Raw genomic sequence first — 20748 nt, 5'->3', positions numbered from 1 at the left:
CGAGGTTTTGTACAATGAAGCGAATCCACTGGATAATAGGGATCGCAGCCGCACTATTGATATTCACCATAATAGTCTTTGGCCTGCATTTATATATATTCCATGATAGCTACTTCCTTTCTAAATACGTTTTGTTCTATCTGGGACTAATACCGCTCGAAGTTGTTCTGGTAACATTGATAATCGACCAGTTACTGGAAATACGTGAAAAGCGTGAAAAGCTCGAAAAATTGAACATGGTCATTGGAGCGTTCTATAGTGTAGTTGGAACTAACCTGCTTGTATATTTCTCCGATTACGACCCGAACCTGGATAAGATCAAGAATGAACTTATTATTAAAAATGAGTGGACAGAAGAGGAATTCAACCGGGTAAAGAAGAAACTGAATAAATATGACTATAATGTCGACATTAAAAACATTGACATAGAAAGGGTAAATGAGACTTTATTGCAAAACAGGGATTTTCTGTTAAGGCTGCTTGAAAACCCTGTATTGCTGGAGCATGAGACATTTACAGAGCTTTTAAGGTCGGTTTTCCATTTATCAGAGGAACTGCAGTCGAGAACCAGCCTTAAAGGGTTGCCGGATACTGACTATATACATCTTGCAGGGGATATTAAAAGGGCATATACATTACTGGTAAAAGAATGGCTTAATTATATGATGCATATGAAGAATAATTACCCCTATCTGTTCTCGCTGGCTATGAGGACTAATCCTTTCGATCAGTCTGCTTCCCCTATCGTAAAATAATATATGCGGTTATCTTGTAGCCGTATATTTTTTTTGTGATAGGATTTATTTTTTTTTAAAAATTAATTGGTATAATAAGAAAATTTCAGGCGCATTAAAAAAACTTAGTCTATGTGATGATCTTAACGTCTATCTGTCTTATATTATTTAATTTTGCGAAGTTCTGGTCAATTTTCGCATCAAGCATTAAAACATTCTCTGTATCAGAATTTTCGATCTTATTGTCATATATTATGGCACTGTTCAGTGACGCATAATTAAATTTAGAGTTCATTAATGTGCATCCGCAGATGAATGATTTGTCGATGATAGAATATTGAAGGTCGCATCGGTCCATTATTATGCCTGTCATGCATATGCCTGATATATTGGAATTTGAGAACAGGCAGTTCTCAAATGTAGTATTAACGACCTTTGAATTTATGAGCTTCGTAAAATGCATATCTGTATCAATAAATCTGGAGTTGTATATCCCCGAATCACTTAAATCTGATTGGGATAATTTAGAATTTTTAAAACTACAGTCCAGTATGCTTGACTTCCTCAGTATCGCACGTTTTAGGCTTGTGTTATTAAAATTACAATTGACGAGCTGGGAATCATAGAGGTTTACGCCGTCAAGTATGGCGCCTTCAAAGTTAACGTTGACGAGCTGCATGCCGTGAAGATCCGCTTTATTCAGGTCGGCGCCGGAGAAATCCATGTTCCTGATGCCGTCTGTAAAATGAGTCTCTCTTAATTGTAATAAGAATTGCATTCGTTTTATTTCCGCGTCGGTCAACATTTTGAAAGCCCCATGATACAAATAGTATCTTACTTTCTGGTATATAAACTTGAACTTGGGCTAATATATTGTCTGGTAAAGGATAAAGCTCTCATCTACTTTTCAAGGATATAATTTATTTTATTATATTGTAATTAAAAGCTTATTAATGTCTAATATAATATGTATAATACTTAATATACAAATTACAGTAATACATAATATGTATATAATGTATTATACATATCTAAATATTTACATATAATATTTTTAGAATATCATTATTTTTATTAATATTTTTATTGCCTGTTTACCCTAGGTATATTGGCTTACGTTTACTATGGTAATTAGTATAATATATTGTATATATTTTTTTATTCAATAAGTAAATTTTCGATAATTATTTTCATAATTATGTAATATTATTATCCTTGAAAATGATATGCCTACTGTTTTACCTGTTAAAAATAATGATGTCGCAAAATAGGTATTTTACGACATAAATAAGCTCTTAAACAGGAGCATTATGAATTAAGCATTATTTGGTTAATTCACATGGGATATTATTAGCCTATAACCATATCCTTTAATATATCAACTGGTTAACCGGCAAGTTTTAAAATATGTTATCACTTTAATTAATATGGGTATAAGGCAGGGAAGATATATGAACCAGGTAGAGTTATTCATCGATGAAAAAAGATTATCTTCAAGTCCTGGTACGATCAAGCAGTATAACCTGATCCTGAACAATTTTAAGAAATTTATCGGAAGGCCTCTTAATACAGTTAAACGTCCGGAAATAATCAGGTATTTGAACTACCTGATGTTCGAGAAAAACCTTTCAAGGACTACTGTTTCCAATATTTTGAGCGTCATAAAATCATTTTACTCTTTTTTGCTGGAAAACGAGTATGTCGACGCTAATCCGACAAAAGGCATCAATAATATAAAGATAGATAAAAAAGCTCCTGTATATCTTACTATATCCGAACTAAACGATCTTATCTCGACAGCCATTGAAACAAGGGACAGAATAATAATAAAAATGTTATATGCCACGGGTGTGAGGGTGTCTGAGCTAGTCAACATAAAAAAGAAAGATATCGATTTTGAAAGATATACAATAAAAGTGTTTGGCAAGGGTGCAAAAGAACGTATAGTCCTGATACCTGAAAGCCTTGTAGGGGATCTACAGGAATATTGTACAAAAATGGAAGGGGAAGAAAAATTATTTGACCTGACTCCCAGGACGATACAGAGAGATATTAAATCGCTTGCTGCGCGAGCAGGCATCAATAAAAAGATAACTCCTCATAAACTCAGGCATAGCTTTGCAACCCATATGCTACAAAACGGCGGCAATGTCGTCGCCATACAAAAACTGCTCGGCCACACATCCCTTAACACGACTCAGATATACACTCATTATAGTGTGGATGACCTCAAAGAGATGTACGGCCGCACCCATCCTATGAGTAAATAGCATAATGTGTAAATTATCGACAGCATATTTCAATAACTGCTTGCTTAAGATAACTGCTCTAATATTTTAGTAATTTAATTATTTAAATTGTATTAGTTTCGTGATAAATGCAGAAAATCAAGCGATTTATCATAACTATCTTAACAAAGATTAGTTATTCGATACATCTTATGCATCTAAAAAGGTCGTCTTATGTATCAGGAAATTATCAAAAAACAGGATATCACTGAAAAGTTCGAATGCAGACAATGCGGTAACTGCTGCAGGACGAACAAGCAGATACCTTTGACGCTTGATGATATTTACCGGATAAGCGATTACCTGAATATGGACACTGATGACTTTTTCAGTAATTATTGTATAGAGGTACCCTGCGGAGACACCAATATTCCGATGCCATATCTTAAAAGGGGTGAAGATGGGTGCTGTTTCCTCGAGGATAATCTATGCTCGATCAATTTTGTAAAGCCCGGAATATGTAAGAACTCACCATCCACTATGTTCGGTAGCATACAATACCTGAAGTCGAAGATGCCGCAGACATGTTCCATACAGCGCATCAGGCCCGGAGAAAAGATAAACGAGGATGACCAAACGAGAGAAAGTTATATGGTCTCTATGATACTGACGACCGCATACTATAGCAATTACCATACCTTTTCTTACGAGAATGCAAAACCATACATATACAGGATATTATTGATAAAGAAAAACCGCAGCAGCATATTTAAGATGATGGATAATTATTCAAAGGTAAAGAATTAAACTATTTTCTCCTGTACCCGAGAGGCCTTGACCTCGGGATAAGGCATTTTTCACTATTGCCTATGAGGTCTTTTCTGCCGGCCTTCATAAGCGCCTCTTTCACCAGATCATAATTATCAGGGTTCTTATATTGTAAAAGCGCTCTCTGCATCCTTCTTTCTTCTTTGCTTTTTGGCACGTATACTTTCTTCCCCGTGTAAGGATTATATTCGGTATGATACATACATCCGGAAAGGGTTGACGGAGTCGGTGTAAAATCCTGTACCTGTTCTATATAATATCCCATATCGCGAACATACTCTGCCAGCTCAATGGCACACTCAAGTGTCGCTCCCGGGTGTCCCGATATGAAATATGGTATTATATATTGCTCCTTTCCAAGTTTTTTATTTAGCTCTCTATACTTCTCCACAAATTGCCTGTACCTCTCGATGGAAGGCTTGCACATAAGATCCGTGACTTCTTTAGAGACGTGTTCCGGCGCGACCTTAAGCTGGCCGCTTATGTTATTCTTGCATATCTCGTATAGGTAGCTTTCATCAAGCATAGCCAGGTCGTATCTTATCCCTGAGCCTATGAAGACTTTTTTCACTCCCGGTACGCTTTTTACAGCTTTTAAGAGCTGTACTATATGTTCATGATCTCTTTTCAGGTTCGGGCAAGGTTCCGGATAAAGGCACATACGGTCTTTACATGTACCCTGAGTTGCCTGTTTTGCGCATCCCATCATATACATGTCAGCCGTAGGTCCGCCGACATCAGTGATAACTCCCTTGAATTCGGGCATTTTAGTAAGCAGTTTTGCTTCATTTATTATGGAACCCTTACTTCTGCTCTGTATAATTCTCCCCTGGTGATTTGCGATGGCGCAAAAAGAGCAGCCTCCGAAACATCCCCTGTGGCTGGTTATAGAAAATAGGGTTGTCCTTAAAGCCGGGATCTCTTCTTTATATGACGGGTGTTGTTTTCTTGCATATGGCAGTTCATAGATATTGTCCATCTCCTCAGTTGTCAAGGGGTAGGAAGGGGTATTCTGGACAATTATCGTCTTCGGATGGCGCTGTACTAATGTTTTTCCATGGATGGGGTCCTGTTCGTCCGAGTAAGTTTTGAATGAGTTAGCAAAGGATATCTTATTCTTTGAGACTTCGTTATAATCCGGTAATTCCACATAGTCCTCAAGTCTGGATATCTCCCTGGTCTTATAGACCGTTCCCCGGATATTTGTAAGCTCGCTTATGTCATCGCCTTTTTCCAGCCCTTTCATGATCTCTATCATGGGTTTTTCTGCCATCCCGTAAGCTATCATGCTAGCCGGAGCGTCAGCGAGTATTGATTGCCTTACCCGGTCGTCCCAGTAATCATAATGGGCGAAACGTCTCAGGCTGGCCTCTATACCGCCGATGATAATCGGCTTTTCCTTATAGGTCTCCCTTATCTTGTTACAATAAACTGTTACCGCGCGGTCCGGCCTTTTTCCTCCTCTGCCTCCCGGGCTATAGTCATCTTCCGACCTGATACGCCTGTTTGCGGTATAATTACTGACCATTGAATCGACGTTACCCGATGATACTCCAAAGCAAAATCGCGGCTCTCCGAGTATGGTAAAAGAGCTTTTATCTTTGATATCTGGCTGAGGGATAATGCCGACCTTATATCCTGCATCCTCGAGCACTCTGCCTATCATTGCGACACCGAAGGATGGATGGTCTACGTATGCATCTCCGCTAATCAGCACTATGTCACACTCGTCCCATCCCAGAGCGTTCATCTCTTCCCTTGATACCGGTAAAAATTTACAGCGTCGAGGTTTTTTCATCATGGTAAATGCAGACGTGATTATAGAAAAATGTTTTTAATAATAATCAATACGTATATCTTATAATGACAAAAACATAAAAGTTATGTACTTATAATGTCTTGGTGACTATCGTGCTTGAGATCGGGGACATGGCTTTCCAGACCGATAAGATCGTATTGATCATCGGTATAATCTTAGTATCGATAATTGCAAAATTGATCTCTGACTGGGTAGTGAAACATATTTTTGTAGAATACCCGGATGACACAAAAGAATCAATGCGGTTGATATTCACCGTTCTTATAATATATGTCGGCATTACGCTACTGGTCTATATAATTATCACCAATTCAATGTTCCTACTGGTAATGCTGGCGCTATTAACCATTACCGTACTTTATACCGCTAAGGATTTCATTAAAGATTTCTTTACGAGAATAAGCCTTTTAACCGTCAAAGCCTTCGGGATAGGGGATTATATAGATGTGATCGGCCAGAAAGGCAGGGTCCTCAAGATCGGCAGCCTCTACACGATGCTAAGGCGCGACGATAATTCTATAATCTGCATACCGAATGAGATCATTGTCAGATCTATGGTGATCAATTATACTAAAGCTGATTATATCAAACTTCAGGAGTCTTTTACCGTTAATGTCGAGGAACAGGATATTACTAAAGTATATTCCCGTATCACAGAAGAGCTGGACATTTTCGGGTACAGGCGGGCGAAGATACTGCATAGCCAGACTCCGGAGGGCATGAGATTCGCAGTGACGATCAATCTCGAAGACGCGGCATCCATATCGAACGATACATCAAACCTGCATAAGGCGCTAAATATCGTAAGGGGCGAGTTCGTATCCGATTAGGTGAATAATATCATGAAATTGAGCAGGAACCTGACCTTTTTTTCCGTTCTGGCGATGGGATTTGCAGACGTAGGTGCGGATATCTTTATCGCGATCGGTATAATAGCCGCTTTTGCAGCAGGCCTTACTCCTGTCGCGTTCTTCATCGGGGCTATACTTTATGTATGCACCGCACTTGCATACGCGGAACTGGGCTCGGCTTTCCCTGTGGCTGGCGGCGCGTCGACTTTTACCAGAAAAGCCTTCGGCAAGTTCTGGAGTTTTGTATCAGGATGGGGTTTGATACTGGCTTATATCCTGGATATAGCGTTATTCACTATCGTAGGCTCATTCTATCTTAATCAGGTATTGCATCTGGATATCCAGTACGTATATTTCATCGCTGCCGGCGTCATCGTATTATTGATCATACTAAACCTGCTGGGCATCGCCGAAAGCGCTTTTTTGAATAATATCCTTACGGTGTTCGCGACATTTCTTATTATCGTAATCAGCATCCTTGCTTACATGCTATTGTTCAATACGGACAGGTTGATAAGCCAGGCCCTTGAGTTCCAGCAGCAGAGCACATGGACAAATTTCGCATATGCCATCGGCCTTAGCTCTATCGCCTTCATAGGCATAGAATCCATCACACAGGCGGCGGAGGAGACCAAGCGTCCCAGCCACACCATTCCAAAAGCGATCAAGGTCGTTATAATACTGGTCGTCACTTTCTGTTTATTGCTTTCAGTACTGTCCGTCGGCTCGGTCGGATGGGAAACACTTTCGGAAAATAAAGAAAATGCTCTGGTAGCGTTCGCAAAAGAAATACCTGTATATGGCGAGACACTTGTGCTCATCACCGGTATCACCGGATTCCTGGTCTGCGTCGTATCTGCAAACACCGGTATCATAGGCGCGTCAAGGGTTATGTATTCCTTATCCAAACATAACCTGCTTCCGAAGATCTTAAGCTGGACTCACCCGAAATATAAGACCCCCTGGTTCACCGTGATAATTTTCCCGGCACTTGCCATACCCCTGATATTCGTCAAGGTGGAAATATTATCGGGCATATATGCATTTGGTGCCCTGATCGCATATATTTTGATCAACCTGTCATTTATCGCCTTAAAGAACGCGGATTTTGACTCCATGTTCAGGGTGCCTTTCGTATTCGATATTAATTTCCGTAAGAAACATTACAAGGTGCCATTGACCGGCTTGATAGGGTTCGTAGCCTGCGCTTTCTCTTTATGCGCCGTTATTTTACCACAGAGGATCACCCTGATCGTCGGAGTATCATGGATAGCGATCGGCATGCTGATATATGTGATAAATACGCGGTTCGCGAATAAGGAAATTCACAGGATACCTGAAAAAGAAGTGCTTGCGGTTTCAAAGATAGACGAGCGTGAGCCGACAATATTGATGTCATTCAAACTAATGCCGCATGAAAGACATATTATCGACATCGCCACCAACCTTGCAAAAGAATACAAGTGCAGCGTCACTATATTAAACATCGTCGAGACACCTACTCTGGTACCTCTCTGGGAAGACCTGCCGGAGGAGATGGTCCTTCAAAAGAAAAAGGAGATCGAGACGTTCGAAGAATGGTTCAAAGGAAGCGGCATAGACGTCCATGTAGAGTTTAAGGCCGCAAGAGAAGCTGCATCGGGCATAATACGCTATATAGAGACTCATAATGTCAAGGTCGTGATCCTTGGTAAGCTCGAAGGTAAACCTTCCCCGACCGTTGACGAGATACGCAAGAACATTGATGTGCCCATACTGATAGTCAGGAACGCTTTCTCGGGTAAAATTGAATCGCAGCAGGCAGCATAATATTATCTTATATGGTCATATCGCGACCATGCTCGTCCTGATGTTATTTTTATCCAGTATGCCTTTGTTTATATAAGTGTGCGTATAGGAAATATCTATTGTGGCGTTCCTGTCTTTTAAAGTCTCGTTCCGGGTATAGGAATATGATTGCCCTGGAGCTAAAATTATCATCCTGTTATTTATGCTGAGGGTTATCCTTCCGAACAGGTCGACCGAATAAACTGTCGCTTCATTTGCTTTAACGGGCAATGAATAGATCCCGTATAATTTGTTTCCGGTGCCGGCGCCAAAATTGCCAGTCAGTGTCAGTATATCCCCGAATACAAGCGTTAATGAATCGTTGATCGGAAAGTCTATGTTTCCATTTAGCTGTCTCGTGTTTTCGTTGAACCAGTAATTCGGGAAATCGACGGTCCTGAAATATGCATCTCCTTTAACCACCGTACCATTGGCAAGTAAATTATGCTCCAAAAATATTATTTTGGAATTGTCCAGGGTCTCTACGGCATAAACCGGTGCCGGTTCGATGATGCCTTGATATCTCTCTTCCTGTATGATCTGCATATTAACTGAAAGAGCGCATGAACTTAGCATGAACGAGCCCGTCAATAATAAGATAATGAGGAAATTCACGCTTTTTTTCAAGTTATCCATCCCGGTAATAATAGGCGTAGAATGCCGATATATTTAATCAAAATATTAAACGCAATCTTTGACTTTTTAAAAAAGTTTTTTCAAATAATTGATTAAACTGATATTATCCCATATTATCTAAGCCAATAAGTTTTAAAGCCTTAAGGTACTAATTGTATATAGGTGATAATATAAATATGGCCAGGCGCAGCCTTGACTATGTAAGAAAGATATCCGGCGTGTTACTGGTCATCTATGTGACCGTTGAATTAATGGTCAGCAATCTGGGCTCTAGCGGTATTATTGAACAGGTATTGGTCCAGGCCATTCACTCGTGGATCGATGTGCCCACTGCCCTTGTATTGATAACATACAGCGGTCTCACTATCCGCGGGGAATTATATAAGCCTAAATACCGGATGTCCAAAAAGGATAGAGGATATCTGGACGCTTTTTTGTTGATTATCAGCATTATCATATTCCTGGGTTATCTGTATCTTAAGTATTTTATTAACCTTAATGCGTGATGACTATCCGACGGTATGGAAAAATAAAAAAAATATTTGATCCGGCCGATAACGATCAAAGTACTGACAGTATTAATGAAACTGCATAGCCTCAGTACTCATAGGGATCATCATTGATCAGGATATTTTTGTCATCATCGGCGCAGTTGTCCTATCAGGTCTATCGCTGCTTGATATGGGTCTTTTGCATTATATATACTTCTTCCCACTATGATAAAATCGGCCCCTGCGTCTAAAGTGGTACGGGCATCGCCCCCCTGTGCACCGACTCCCGGAGAAAGTATCTTTAAGTCCTTTGATCTCCTTTTTATCTCGGATAACCTCTCAGGCCTGGTCGCGGGCGCAATTATGCCTGACGCCCCGTTTTTTATCGCGACGTCCACAAGATCCATAGCATGCTTTTGTATAAAATCAATAGCGCCGGGATGGCTCATCTCGGTCACAACATATACTTCCTTGCCGAATTGTGCCGCAACATCGACACACGCTTTAACACTATCGTTCCCTACAAAGCCCTGGCATATGATGGCATCGGCGCCGGCCTTGAAAGTCTCCTCGCATATGAGCCGGTTCGTGTTAGGGATATCAGCCACTTTAAAGTCTGCTATGACATTCGCATATTTTTTGATCTCCGGCACGATGCCGAGGCCGCAGGATAATATCAATGGGTAATTTACTTTTATCGCATCGACGAGACCGCCTATTTTCCTGGAGATCTGAAGCGCTTCTTCTCTGTCTGTGACGTCCAGGGCGATGATAAGTCTTGAATCAGGAACTATCGTCATGTTATCTCAACCATAAATAGGATATAGAGTATTTAATCTTAAGCTATTTAACAGCACATAAAGATTTTTGACAACATTATAAAAAATTAATCGTATATGGGAATATAGCCGATATCCCGGGATACCGGCGTTAATTCTCCCATATGCCTGTTTTAGTCCGGCTCATTCATAAAAAGGACTGTTATCTTACCGTCCACTTTAGCCAGTTCTTTTGCAAGGTACACAGCGTCATACAGGCCGCCGATCTCATCCACAAGTCCGACTTTTTTGGCCTTGGATCCGGTAATGACCCTGCCGTCCGCTATCGCTTTTATATCATCCACTGACAGATTCCTGCCGTAGGCCACATTACATACGAACCGTTCATAGCTTTCGTCGATGATGTCCTGGACATAATTTTTTTCCTCTTCGGACAATCCTCTCCAGTCGGAGCCTACATCTTTATAGTCCCCGGATTTTGCTATGTAGAAATTGATGCCTTCCTCATCATAGTATTTTGTTTTATTCTTGAACACCCAGATAACGCCAATGCTTCCTGTGAAAGTGTCCGGGTTTGCCACTATTTTGTCAGCCTGCGATGATACATAGTACGCCGCTGAAGTGGCTATGTCCCCCATCGAAACTACGATTGGCTTTTTCTTTTTTGTTTTCTGCATCTGGAATATGATCTCTTCAGCAGCCACAGGTGTCCCTCCGGGTGAGTTGACCCTTAAAACGATCGCCTTTACTTCCGGGTCCTCGGAAGCTTTAATCAGATTGCGCACCACATCGCTTGAGTAACACGCTGCACCGCCGCTGGATGACTTATCAGAGACCATAGTGCCATCAATATATATGACCGCTATCTTGTTTTGTTTTACAAGCCCAATTTTACCCATTATCTTACTGCTCTTTATAGCATCTTTTAACGTATCCGACTGACTAAAACCGTTAAAAGCTATCAATGCCAGTGCGATCAGTATTACTATGCTAAAGAGAATGATCGCCGGAAAAGCCAGCTTATGTCTCTCATCGGATGAAAATAATAAATCCTTCAGGCTCAATAAACCACCCCATAAAAATAAAGGGTTATATATATAATAAATGTTTTTATATTTGTCTATTTAATGAATTATAATCCAAATGTATGTGTAATTATATTTCGTTCCACTCAGCTATCATTAAAATAGCGATGAATTTTATAAAATATAATAAGTTATTATGGTAAGCTATTATATTGTCAGAGATAATAGGTAGTATTATTAAACGAATAATAAAATTTATATCAATCGACAAATATAAATAAAATGCAGTATATCAGTACTTTATTCTTTATATTACACATGCAGGGATGGCAGAGCGGCTAATGCGGCAGACTGCAGATCTGTTTTGTGGGTGTTCAACTCACCCTCCCTGCACTTTTCAATGACCGGTCAATGTGCTTGATCGTATGATAATAAAAACATGTCTTGTTCCTTTCAAACCACTTATGCGGCGGGCATGCTGGATATTTCCCGCCGCATCGTGTTTAAGCCATTTTTCAATAGGCTTTTAGTATGCTATGGAACAAACCAATAATATTCGTATTAGTACTTAACCTTTGTGATTCGATACAAAGAAATTATCCAAATCTATTCTTTATATTAAATATTACGTTTAATAATTAGTCATTTGTAGTTATAAGACCCTACTTACAAAAATTTTAATAAAAGAAAAAAATCATCCCCTACATTTATTCAGCGTAATATGCGCTGATAGGTCAAGCCTGTGTTATGGCACTTACTTCTCGGCAGCTTTGCCTCTTTCTATAAGCTCCTTGACTTTTTGGCCGCCTTTGTGGCCGATCTGCTTATAGAATTCTGGTCCATGCCTTTCCTTGGTAGTTGTGCCACCACGTCTTCCCGCTTCTCTTACACTGATTTCTCCTTTCGATTCCTTTTTTGCCATAAACATCACTAATAAAGCCATATATATTACTTATTAATCAATCTATGCCGAATTAATCACGAAATAGCATAGTTATAACCGAACAAACGAAAATCATGTAATGGCTTTTGAAAACAATAGATCTATCAATTATCAAAAAAGTGACATGACAATATATAAAGCATAGAGCGCCCTGTTTTATGTCACATACTTCAATGAAACAAAATCTACCCAGTAGTTTATAACTGTATGCCAAAAAAAACTAGAGAAAAAGAAAAAAGTATCTGAGAATTGTGTGATTTTTAGTTCATTTCTTGGATGCCTTGACCTTAGGTACCTTAAAAAGCTCCTTTGGGTTCCTTGCCAGTTCGCTGTACTCCAGGTTCGCTATACCGACCTTAGAGACATTGGCTTTGCTGATCTTACCGCCTTTCTTTTTAGCGGATTCCTTTATCCACGAAGGCGCGCTCTTGGGCACCGGCACCAGCTCTTTTTTGCCGGTGAAATAGTGAAGCTTTTTAGTGCCCTTCTCTCTGAGAACGATGTTAGTGTATCCCCTGTTTGCCGCCTTTAAAGCGGCATCCCTGGGTTGTGCACCGCTGAACGTCCCTATCTCATCGCCCTTATCGCTTATAAGGCCGAAGTTCTTCTTCTCTCTAGTCTGTGTCTTCTTAGTTGCTTTTCTTTTCATATCTTTCTCCCCTTTTTATTACTATAAAACTGACTTATATATAACCATTTTCTTTAATTTATTTTCCATGCTTGTTTTCTTAAAAAATAGTGCCGATGCACTTTTTTGTTTAAAATATAAATTATTCTGTATAATAATGTTTTGTTTCTAAAAATACGAAGATATTTCTATATGCCGTTTTTTTAGCTAAAAAAGTGATGTACAACGATTTTCGGATGATGATTATTCAGCCTGCTCATCTGTCACTATCACGTCAATGTTCGCGGATTTTTTATCGGAAGGGAACTCTCCTGTTATCCAGCACGCGTTATTCTTTCTAAAAATGATCTCTTCTCTCTGTAAATGTTCATTCATCACAGACCTATCCATGCCCAGACGCGAACATTCCCACACCAGTTGTTCTTTGCGCCGGTCCCACCTTCCGCTTATGTCCTGAAGGTCGGTATATGCCTTTTCAAGAAATGCCGGATGGTTACAGTCTCGATGATCCCGCATATTTAGCTTTACAAAAACATCACATGTTTTAAGGTCATCATTCAAGCTTTCAACATGTCTTTCTTGCTCTACTGGTTTTTCAGGAGCTTCATAAGAGGACTGATCCGGAACGAATATTCCGCCGATCGCATTACATTTTGCTTCCATTTCCTTAATAAAATCAGAGTTATCCGACCTGATAAACAGGGTCATAGGCATTTTATCCGAGAATGAGTCGTTCAGTATCATCTCAATAACGCTTTTATCTATGTATACGCCATCACCGGTGGCTTCATTGACCCATCCGCTCTTTTTATCGTCCCATGACATACCGTATTTTTTTATGATCTGCTTTATCTTGATCTTATTTTCCGAGTAGGTCTTATGGGGGAATTCTATCTTTATCATCATATCCGTCCGGTTTCAAGTTAATGCAAGGACTTATTAGGACTTAAAATTTACCGGGCCATTATCTCATCCCATTCACCTAAAAGATTCAGGTCGATTGAACGCTGGAAATTAACGCCGCTTCTGCTATCCCTGGCAGAACTCGCCATGACATTGTATTGCCACTCTTTATAGGTTCGCGAAAAATCGACACCTGTACTATCTTTAAACGCATCCTCAAAGTCAGGACCCGGATGCTTAAAGATATCGATAAGCGTTTTAACCCCGAATTTTGTCGCGATATATTTGCACAGGCTGTAAGACTGTATGTATCCATTCTTTGTCACGCTATATTCATCACTGTCGACCGATTTCGCTATCTCGCGATATGTCAGGAACCCGTTTTTCATGATAGACCTTGAGACCTTACCATCATCGAGCGGCTCCTTTGACAGCAGCATGCAAATGCCCTCTTCCATCCATTCGAACCCTTTGCCTTCCTTCGACGCCAAAATATTATTAAGGCCAAGATGGCATAGCTCATGTTTTACCACGACCTCGAGCGAATCGGGGTCATCCAGGGTCTCCTCTCTTATTACGATCGCACTCGATTTTTTATTCCATGCAGAAAATGCCTCCACGTATTCGCCCAGCTTATCCATCTCTTTTTTCTTGATTATCACGACCTTTATATCCTCGGGACATGTACCGAGATAATAATCGATCTCATTATATGACCTTTCAAGCACGCTGCCGAGATTCACCGGATTAAAGTTTTGCCAGCTGCCCTTGTAAGAAATAGAGAAATGAGCCTTGCCGCTAGAAGCACCTGTAGCCACACCGGCACTCATCAATAATAGTATGCACCCAATCGCCATCCACTTCATGAATATGAATATGGATTCGATTTATAAATCAAATAATACAAAAAATCGCGATTTAAATGTAAATTAAGCAAAAGTAATAAAAAGATACTTTATAACTTGTGCCTGTTTAAATAAGCCAGGATGGCGTCTTTACTTGGGCGGGTAATATTTTCAGGAAGATCGTTCAGGCTCAGCCACTCTATGCGTATATGTTTTTCAGCCTCTTTATTTACCGGCTCGCCATTCGCGCATGCCTCGTATAATATGCTGACCCAATGCTGTTCGTCAAATACCCTATCGGATACTATTAAAGGGTACAGAGACTCGATGAGCAATCCGGTCTCCTCGGCTATCTCGCGCACGATCGCGTCCTCCAGCTTCTCAAACGGCTCGACCATTCCTCCGGGTATGGTCCATTTGTTGACGTTATTCCTGCATTTGTCCGATCTCAACAGCATCAGGACTTTATCATCACGAACTATCACTGCGCCGACACCGACGCCGACAAAATCTTTTCCCGGGATCATATTAAAACCGCTGAACTATCCGTATATAACATCATAATTTTGGTATAATATAAATACGACCACTGGCATGCTGGTATTCGCTATGCTCGTATTATGTATGAGTTTAGCTCTTACGCCGTTTTCATATAGCGATAAAAAGTTCTTAGACATAATAATATCCACATACTCATCCCATGTCTCGAAGACTTCCTGTCCGAGGTCTTTGCCATACTTTTTGTACTCAAGATAGGAGCCGATAAGTATATGGTTAAATCTCTCCTGGGACTGCTCAAGATCTTCCTTTCCTATCAGCGCGAAGACGTCCTCGGATAATATGGTGATGCACCCGTAGGATTCGCCATTAACATCGTATAGCTTTCCGACCGCATAGCATACAGTATCCACGTTATTGTATTCGTTAAAAATAGAGCAAACATCTTTTATAAGCCTGTCATCGTTCACCAGGCTTTTTAAAGTATCCTTTGCCTTTTCATCAGGTATGTTCCCGTTCTTGGTCTCGCAAAAATATGCTTCCAGCGGATGCGACAAGGCTACCTCCAAAAATAAATCGGTTTAATCTCCTAAATAGTTTCTAGTGAGCCATATTTTTTATAAAGACATTTAGTTAACGACCGACTCATATATATAATATTTTATACAACTACATTTCGTGGATTTCAGGACGTTGTATAGCATGAGAGCGGCACTTATAGCTGCCTGGGCCCTGACGCTTTTAATACTGGCATTATTTTTAGGCCCGGAACACATCATAAGCGCATACAAAAATATAACTCCCGAAGGTATAAAACAATTTGTCCTGGCTTTTGGCATATTCGCCATAGCCGTGTATATCCTTATCCACATCATCAGGCCTTTCTTATTTTTGCCTGTCACGCCGTTCACTGTCGCCGGAGGTTTCTTATTTGGCATGTTCTACGGCCTGTTCTATTCTATGCTAGGGCTTTTATTGAGCGCTACTTTGACCTATATCATATCACGATATATTTTCCGGGATTATGTGAAAGGGCGTATAAAAGAAAGATTTATCGGCTTACGCAACAGCTTTGAAAAAAATAGCGTATATTATGTCGCAATAATGAGGATCATACCTGTAATCCCATATGATGTGGTCGGCTATCTTGCGGGAGCGTCAAGCGTTAAAATCGACCATTATGTAAAAGGCAGTATAATAGGCGCATTTCCGGGTGCTTTCGCATTGACGATGCTCGGGAGCAGCCTTACGAACATGGGGTCAGCCACTTTTTATATGAGCATTGTCCTTGTCATTATCGTGATAGTGCTTCCGAAATTTATAAAAAAAATATTACCGGAATGATTAGATCAATAAGATATCATTCCTGTTTAGCGAACTAAAAACCATATTAAAGTCCAACATTTAGATCAAATATTTAGAGTCACTATTGTATATATCACCAAAAAACCGAGGATCTTTGAACCTGCTGTAATAATGGTATCGCCACTTTGATGTCATTGACAAAAATGGGTGACTATAAATTTATGTTGTTATAAATAATAACTTGTAAAGTTTAATCGAACCGGTGAATAAAATGGCCTTGAGATTTTATAACACGCTGACTTCAAGCGTTGAGGAATTCGTGCCATTAGATGGTAAGAACGTAAAGATGTATGTTTGCGGACCGACCGTTTACGATAACTGTCATATGGGTCATGCCCGCTCATATATCGTTTTTGACGTAATAAGAAGATACCTGAAGCATAAAGGCTACAATGTCATATATGTCCAGAATTTTACTGACATCGACGATAAGATAATCAAAAGGGCGAATGAACTGGGTGCCGATCCTCTTAATCTTTCAAAAAAATTCATACAGGCATATTTTGAAGATATGGATAAGCTAAACGTGATGAGGGCGGATCAACATCCGAAGGTTAGCGATCATATCGGCGAGATAATAAAGATGATAGAGAAGCTGATAGATCACGGGAACGCCTATGTATCGGATGGCAGTGTTTATTTCAGCATAGACAGCATGAAAAGCGAGATAGGGGTCTTATCGCATCAATCGTACGATGCACTAAAAGTCGGAGCAAGGCTTGAAGTGGACGAGCGTAAAAGAAACCCTATGGATTTCGTGCTCTGGAAAGCATCAAAACCCGGAGAGATGATAGCCTGGGATAGCCCGTGGGGTAAGGGAAGGCCCGGATGGCACATTGAATGTTCTGCTATGGCCATTAAGCTGCTGGGCGAAAAGATCGACATACATGGCGGAGGTATGGACCTCATATTCCCGCATCATGAGTCTGAGATAATGCAGTCCGAAGCCTATACTAATAAGCCGCCGTTCGCAAAATACTGGATACATAACGGTTTTTTAACGATAAATAAAGAAAAAATGTCTAAGTCACTGGGCAACTTTTTCACGATCAAAGAAGTGCTAAATAAGTTTTCGCCTGAGACGATCAGGTTTTTTGTTCTTTTTACGCATTACCAGAGCCCTCTTGATTTCAGTGATATGGGGCTCGAAGAAGCTAAAAGAAGCCTGTACAGGATACAGAACACGCTTTCGGAGATCGATAACAGGATAGCTAAACCACGGCCGGAAATGGCATTGATAAGCGCTGATGAAGTTTCGGGGAGGCTTAAAGAAAGCCTGGAAAAGTTTGAATCGGCAATGAATGATAACTTTAATACCCGCGAAGCTATAGCCGAGATGTTCGATTTTACGAGGGACGTTAATCGCTGGCTATCCTCCGGTGATATGCCCGTTGAAAGATGGGAGAAAATAAAAGACCTGTATACTACGTACTCTGAGATCCTTGGCATTAGATGGACAGTGGTAAGCGAGGACGTTATGACTACAGAGCTTTTAAAACTCATAGTGGATATTCGCGAGGAGGTCCGGAAGAAAAAAGATTTCGAGACCTCTGATCTGATCAGAAACAGGTTAAAGGAACTTGGCATTTTACTCGAGGACAGCAAAGAGGGCGTAAAGATCAAACGAATAGAAAGTTAATTTTTTCAGTTCATCGGCTTTTTTTGTGTGATGTTTTTTGTGTTGTTCTTTTCGGATGGCAGGTAGATACGAACCTCACGAAAACACAGAAACACAAAAAAATTTTTATATGATTTTTAAGGGCACGAAAGCTCTAAAGATTAACTAACTAAACCTCTAAGGCTCTAGTATCACCGTCAGCGCTCAAACTTCTCAAACGCTCAACTCAACGCACAAAGTTCTCCAATTCACTAACGCTAAAACAAACCCCGAACCTCCCCAAAGCACGAAAGTTCAATAGCACAGTTTGTGTTGCGCCTAATTGATCATCTTATATCAGATATGTATTAGTCGTGTTAAACGTAAACAGGGCGATTAAACGTTAGTGGTTTGGAGATGCTCGGGGCTTGTTTTAGCGTTAGTGTCTTTGCGCATTTTGAGCATTGAGTAGAGAGTTTGGGACGTTTATGCATTGACTGTACTGCTAGAGACTTAGAGTTTTAGTGAGTAAACTTTTGGTGACTTTGAGAACTTAAAATTCTAAAAAAAATTTAGTGTTTCTATGTTTTCGTGAGGTTCGTATCTACCTGCCATCCGAAAAGAACAACACAAAAAACATCACCCTCAAAGTTCGGAGAAGAACCATTTTTTATACGGTTTATTAAAGATACCATAAAAACCCGAACATATCTTAAATAACCATAAGGTGAATCTCCGATGGTTTTATAACATCTTATACTTACATTTAATGGATGTCTGCGCGGAAAAAGATGACAAGGCTCATTCAGATAGGGCTCTCTCATGGTGAAAAAGCAAAGAGGTTATCTGAAAAAGGCTACTATGCCGAAGCACTTGAAGAGCTTGACATCGCATTATCGGCCTTTTGTGAGCAAAATAAGGACGGGTCATGGGATAATGCAATTGCAGGCATATTAAATAATATCGGTTTCGTGAGCATTCTTCTTAACAAATATGAAGATGCGGCGAACGCATTCCTGGAGTCTCTTAAGATAAAGTCTAATCTTGATAATAATGACAATATTCTGGGTACGTTGACAGGACTGTCTGAGGCGTACAGGTGCTTATGCGAGCATGAAGCAGCAATAGAATGTATCGAAGATGCTTTTGAGCTGGCGATCGCCTTAAAAGAGAACGATATCGCTTTTAAACTGTTGCAGCAATACGATAAGATAGAACGGTCGAAAAATCGTTTCCCTGACATGAATTATCTGGCAGCGGATTACGATGAAATATACCTGCCGGAACTATCGGCTGATATATCCGCGGTCATAAGGAACATTAATCTAAAGGTCTTATCGCCGGATACTCTGAAGATCGATATGGTCATAGGTTTTCCCGGACTGAAAAACGATCTGGCGGATATCCGGAAAAAATGGCAGATGGACTCTGTGACAAAATATGGCTCGTTATACAGGATATTTCCCTGCCTGTTCTTATTATTCCCCCAGGCTGTCGCAGAAGAAGTAACAGACCTTAGTGTGGTTAATGAAGAGGAGACACCTGTCAGTTCATCATCAGCTTACTTCAACGGGAATATTTATGAGCCGGGATCATACCATCGCAGCGGACCGCAGGCGATGCCGGAATTTAATAGCTATACATATTGCGGCGGTAAAGGCGCCCTCATCGAATGGGATATTGAAGCGAATGGCTGGTATCACTTATCCGTTGAAATAAAGTTAGAAAAGAACGATAAAAATATCGATCTTACCATCGTCCTTCCATTCGGAAGCTCCCATATATCAAAAATATCCATGGATCCGGGTAAACATGAAACATATCGTTCATTAAGGATTGACGCCGGTAAATTCTATGATACGGATATTAATTCGCTCCTCAACTTCAGGCCGGAAAACGTCATATATTCTGATGAGAGAAAGCTATACGAAGGATCGTTAAACGACATTTTTGAAATTAATGCAGATATTTCTCAAAAATATTGTGTATTATCTTTCCGGATCCTGTGCTAGACAATTCAATGCTATATTTTTTTATTCTTATTAAAAAATCCGCTATTTTTGCCCGTAGCATTCAAAAAGAGGTACAATGATGTTTATTTAGCGATACCGGCTAAAAAATAAACTCGGAGACTAAAAATGGCAAAGCAATCAAGGTTACATGAGCACAGTGATAAAGCTAAAAAAGAAAAAAAGAAAATGGATATCGTACCTCCGCGGGAAGAACTGAGCACTTCGGAAGAGGTCCTTCGCAGCGGCAGGGTCTATTACGCAGAGGACCGGGACATGGAGCTCGAAGGGGTTAATGCCGCTCACCAGTATATTACGACGCCAGAGTACATGCAGGACCTGCAGCACGGAGTCGTCACATGGGTTGAGGCGGCACGCTCTGAAAAATCTATCAACGAAGAGATAGACAGATATTTTGAAAGACAGAAGAGGGAGAAGAAAACAAAGAAGACCCCGCAGTATGAACTTTGATATTTTAACGTCTCCGTCACTGTTTTAATTAATTTAAATGATTTTTCTATTAATTAAAATTAGTTTAAAAAGGTGGGATCATGGAAAAAGAGAAAAAAGAAGATAACGATGAGAAGGAAAAGCTGCGTAAGCGCAAGAAAAGGATGGGAGCGGGGAATATAATGCCTGCCGAAGAGCCTGTCACCGGCCCATCGGGTGAAAAAACCTTCAAATGATCGGACAGTATACACAAGATTTATGTAATCACAGCACACTTCATTTCTAATATTTA

At 40.2% G+C, this 20748-nt stretch carries 22 protein-coding genes and 1 tRNA gene; 12 read left to right on the top strand and 11 right to left on the bottom strand.

Annotated features, from left to right (window positions below; genetic code table 11):
• Nucleotides 1–14 precede the first annotated feature (14 nt).
• On the top strand, nucleotides 15–755 hold the full coding sequence (locus CUJ83_RS12670) for an MJ1433 family protein (RefSeq protein WP_230742689.1): 741 nt from the start codon (nucleotides 15–17) through the stop codon (nucleotides 753–755).
• Nucleotides 756–864: 109 nt separating this feature from the next.
• On the opposite strand, the gene CUJ83_RS12665 is transcribed toward CUJ83_RS12670, so the two are convergent.
• Nucleotides 865–1539 (bottom strand): pentapeptide repeat-containing protein, encoded by a 675-nt coding sequence (locus CUJ83_RS12665; protein ID WP_230742688.1) that lies wholly within the window; start codon nucleotides 1537–1539, stop codon nucleotides 865–867.
• A gap of 622 nt (nucleotides 1540–2161) precedes the next feature.
• On the opposite strand from CUJ83_RS12665, the gene xerA reads away from it, so the two are divergent.
• Both xerA and CUJ83_RS12655 read left to right on the top strand, forming a co-directional pair.
• Nucleotides 2162–3004 (top strand): site-specific tyrosine recombinase/integron integrase, encoded by an 843-nt coding sequence (gene xerA, locus CUJ83_RS12660; RefSeq protein WP_230742687.1) that lies wholly within the window; start codon nucleotides 2162–2164, stop codon nucleotides 3002–3004.
• Between the two features lie 192 nt (nucleotides 3005–3196).
• On the top strand, nucleotides 3197–3769 hold the full coding sequence (locus tag CUJ83_RS12655) for a YkgJ family cysteine cluster protein (protein ID WP_230742686.1): 573 nt from the start codon (nucleotides 3197–3199) through the stop codon (nucleotides 3767–3769).
• A gap of 1 nt (nucleotide 3770) precedes the next feature.
• On the opposite strand, the gene CUJ83_RS12650 is transcribed toward CUJ83_RS12655, so the two are convergent.
• Nucleotides 3771–5591, bottom strand: a complete 1821-nt coding sequence (locus CUJ83_RS12650; protein ID WP_230742685.1) for a YgiQ family radical SAM protein — start codon at nucleotides 5589–5591, stop codon at nucleotides 3771–3773.
• A 110-nt stretch (nucleotides 5592–5701) separates the two neighbouring features.
• Between CUJ83_RS12650 and CUJ83_RS12645 the strand changes: the two genes are divergently transcribed.
• Both CUJ83_RS12645 and CUJ83_RS12640 read left to right on the top strand, forming a co-directional pair.
• Entirely contained in the window at nucleotides 5702–6439 is a 738-nt protein-coding gene (locus CUJ83_RS12645) for a mechanosensitive ion channel domain-containing protein (protein WP_230742684.1), read from the top strand.
• A 12-nt stretch (nucleotides 6440–6451) separates the two neighbouring features.
• On the top strand, nucleotides 6452–8269 hold the full coding sequence (locus CUJ83_RS12640; RefSeq protein ID WP_230742683.1) for an amino acid permease: 1818 nt from the start codon (nucleotides 6452–6454) through the stop codon (nucleotides 8267–8269).
• Between the two features lie 15 nt (nucleotides 8270–8284).
• On the opposite strand, the gene CUJ83_RS12635 is transcribed toward CUJ83_RS12640, so the two are convergent.
• The gene (locus CUJ83_RS12635) at nucleotides 8285–8923 is read right to left on the bottom strand and encodes a hypothetical protein (protein WP_230742682.1); all 639 of its coding nucleotides are present in this window, start codon (nucleotides 8921–8923) and stop codon (nucleotides 8285–8287) included.
• A 176-nt stretch (nucleotides 8924–9099) separates the two neighbouring features.
• Between CUJ83_RS12635 and CUJ83_RS12630 the strand changes: the two genes are divergently transcribed.
• On the top strand, nucleotides 9100–9429 hold the full coding sequence (locus tag CUJ83_RS12630) for a hypothetical protein (RefSeq protein WP_230742681.1): 330 nt from the start codon (nucleotides 9100–9102) through the stop codon (nucleotides 9427–9429).
• Nucleotides 9430–9563: 134 nt separating this feature from the next.
• On the opposite strand, the gene pyrF is transcribed toward CUJ83_RS12630, so the two are convergent.
• Nucleotides 9564–10214 carry an orotidine-5'-phosphate decarboxylase gene (gene pyrF / locus CUJ83_RS12625; RefSeq protein ID WP_230742680.1) on the bottom strand — a complete coding sequence of 217 codons (651 nt, stop codon included), beginning with the start codon at nucleotides 10212–10214 and terminating at the stop codon, nucleotides 9564–9566.
• 152 nt (nucleotides 10215–10366) lie between these two features.
• Nucleotides 10367–11257: a signal peptide peptidase SppA gene (gene sppA, locus CUJ83_RS12620; protein ID WP_230742679.1), complete on the bottom strand. Its 891-nt coding sequence runs from the start codon at nucleotides 11255–11257 to the stop codon at nucleotides 10367–10369.
• A 281-nt stretch (nucleotides 11258–11538) separates the two neighbouring features.
• Here sppA and CUJ83_RS12615 point away from each other — a divergent pair.
• A tRNA-Cys gene (locus tag CUJ83_RS12615) sits at nucleotides 11539–11611 on the top strand.
• Between the two features lie 361 nt (nucleotides 11612–11972).
• Here CUJ83_RS12615 and CUJ83_RS12610 read toward each other — a convergent pair.
• From CUJ83_RS12610 to CUJ83_RS12585, 6 genes are all read right to left on the bottom strand, one after another.
• The gene (locus tag CUJ83_RS12610; RefSeq protein WP_230742678.1) at nucleotides 11973–12140 is read right to left on the bottom strand and encodes a KGG domain-containing protein; all 168 of its coding nucleotides are present in this window, start codon (nucleotides 12138–12140) and stop codon (nucleotides 11973–11975) included.
• Between the two features lie 286 nt (nucleotides 12141–12426).
• Complete coding sequence (locus CUJ83_RS12605; protein WP_230742677.1) at nucleotides 12427–12810, bottom strand: non-histone chromosomal MC1 family protein; 384 nt, start codon at nucleotides 12808–12810, stop codon at nucleotides 12427–12429.
• A 222-nt stretch (nucleotides 12811–13032) separates the two neighbouring features.
• Complete coding sequence (locus tag CUJ83_RS12600; RefSeq protein ID WP_230742676.1) at nucleotides 13033–13695, bottom strand: hypothetical protein; 663 nt, start codon at nucleotides 13693–13695, stop codon at nucleotides 13033–13035.
• Nucleotides 13696–13742: 47 nt separating this feature from the next.
• Nucleotides 13743–14558, bottom strand: a complete 816-nt coding sequence (locus CUJ83_RS12595; protein ID WP_230742675.1) for a peptidase MA family metallohydrolase — start codon at nucleotides 14556–14558, stop codon at nucleotides 13743–13745.
• Between the two features lie 89 nt (nucleotides 14559–14647).
• Complete coding sequence (locus CUJ83_RS12590) at nucleotides 14648–15064, bottom strand: NUDIX domain-containing protein (RefSeq protein WP_230742674.1); 417 nt, start codon at nucleotides 15062–15064, stop codon at nucleotides 14648–14650.
• A gap of 15 nt (nucleotides 15065–15079) precedes the next feature.
• Nucleotides 15080–15592: a hypothetical protein gene (locus CUJ83_RS12585; RefSeq protein WP_230742673.1), complete on the bottom strand. Its 513-nt coding sequence runs from the start codon at nucleotides 15590–15592 to the stop codon at nucleotides 15080–15082.
• A 145-nt stretch (nucleotides 15593–15737) separates the two neighbouring features.
• Between CUJ83_RS12585 and CUJ83_RS12580 the strand changes: the two genes are divergently transcribed.
• The 5 genes from CUJ83_RS12580 (at nucleotide 15738) to CUJ83_RS15780 (ending at nucleotide 20692) form a co-directional block, all read left to right on the top strand.
• Nucleotides 15738–16379 (top strand): TVP38/TMEM64 family protein, encoded by a 642-nt coding sequence (locus CUJ83_RS12580; protein ID WP_230742760.1) that lies wholly within the window; start codon nucleotides 15738–15740, stop codon nucleotides 16377–16379.
• A gap of 232 nt (nucleotides 16380–16611) precedes the next feature.
• Nucleotides 16612–18039: a cysteine--tRNA ligase gene (gene cysS, locus CUJ83_RS12575; RefSeq protein ID WP_230742672.1), complete on the top strand. Its 1428-nt coding sequence runs from the start codon at nucleotides 16612–16614 to the stop codon at nucleotides 18037–18039.
• A gap of 731 nt (nucleotides 18040–18770) precedes the next feature.
• The gene (locus CUJ83_RS12570; RefSeq protein ID WP_230742671.1) at nucleotides 18771–20009 is read left to right on the top strand and encodes a tetratricopeptide repeat protein; all 1239 of its coding nucleotides are present in this window, start codon (nucleotides 18771–18773) and stop codon (nucleotides 20007–20009) included.
• A gap of 126 nt (nucleotides 20010–20135) precedes the next feature.
• Complete coding sequence (locus CUJ83_RS12565) at nucleotides 20136–20477, top strand: hypothetical protein (RefSeq protein WP_230742670.1); 342 nt, start codon at nucleotides 20136–20138, stop codon at nucleotides 20475–20477.
• Nucleotides 20478–20557: 80 nt separating this feature from the next.
• On the top strand, nucleotides 20558–20692 hold the full coding sequence (locus CUJ83_RS15780) for a hypothetical protein (RefSeq protein WP_255668563.1): 135 nt from the start codon (nucleotides 20558–20560) through the stop codon (nucleotides 20690–20692).
• The last annotated feature ends 56 nt before the right edge of the window (nucleotides 20693–20748 follow it).

Origin of the sequence: Methanooceanicella nereidis, from assembly GCF_021023085.1 — an archaeon.
GTDB classification, from domain to species: Archaea; Halobacteriota; Methanocellia; order Methanocellales; family Methanocellaceae; genus Methanooceanicella; species Methanooceanicella nereidis.
Note: the sequence above shows the minus strand (reverse complement) of the source record. Positions and strands in the feature narration are given on the sequence as shown.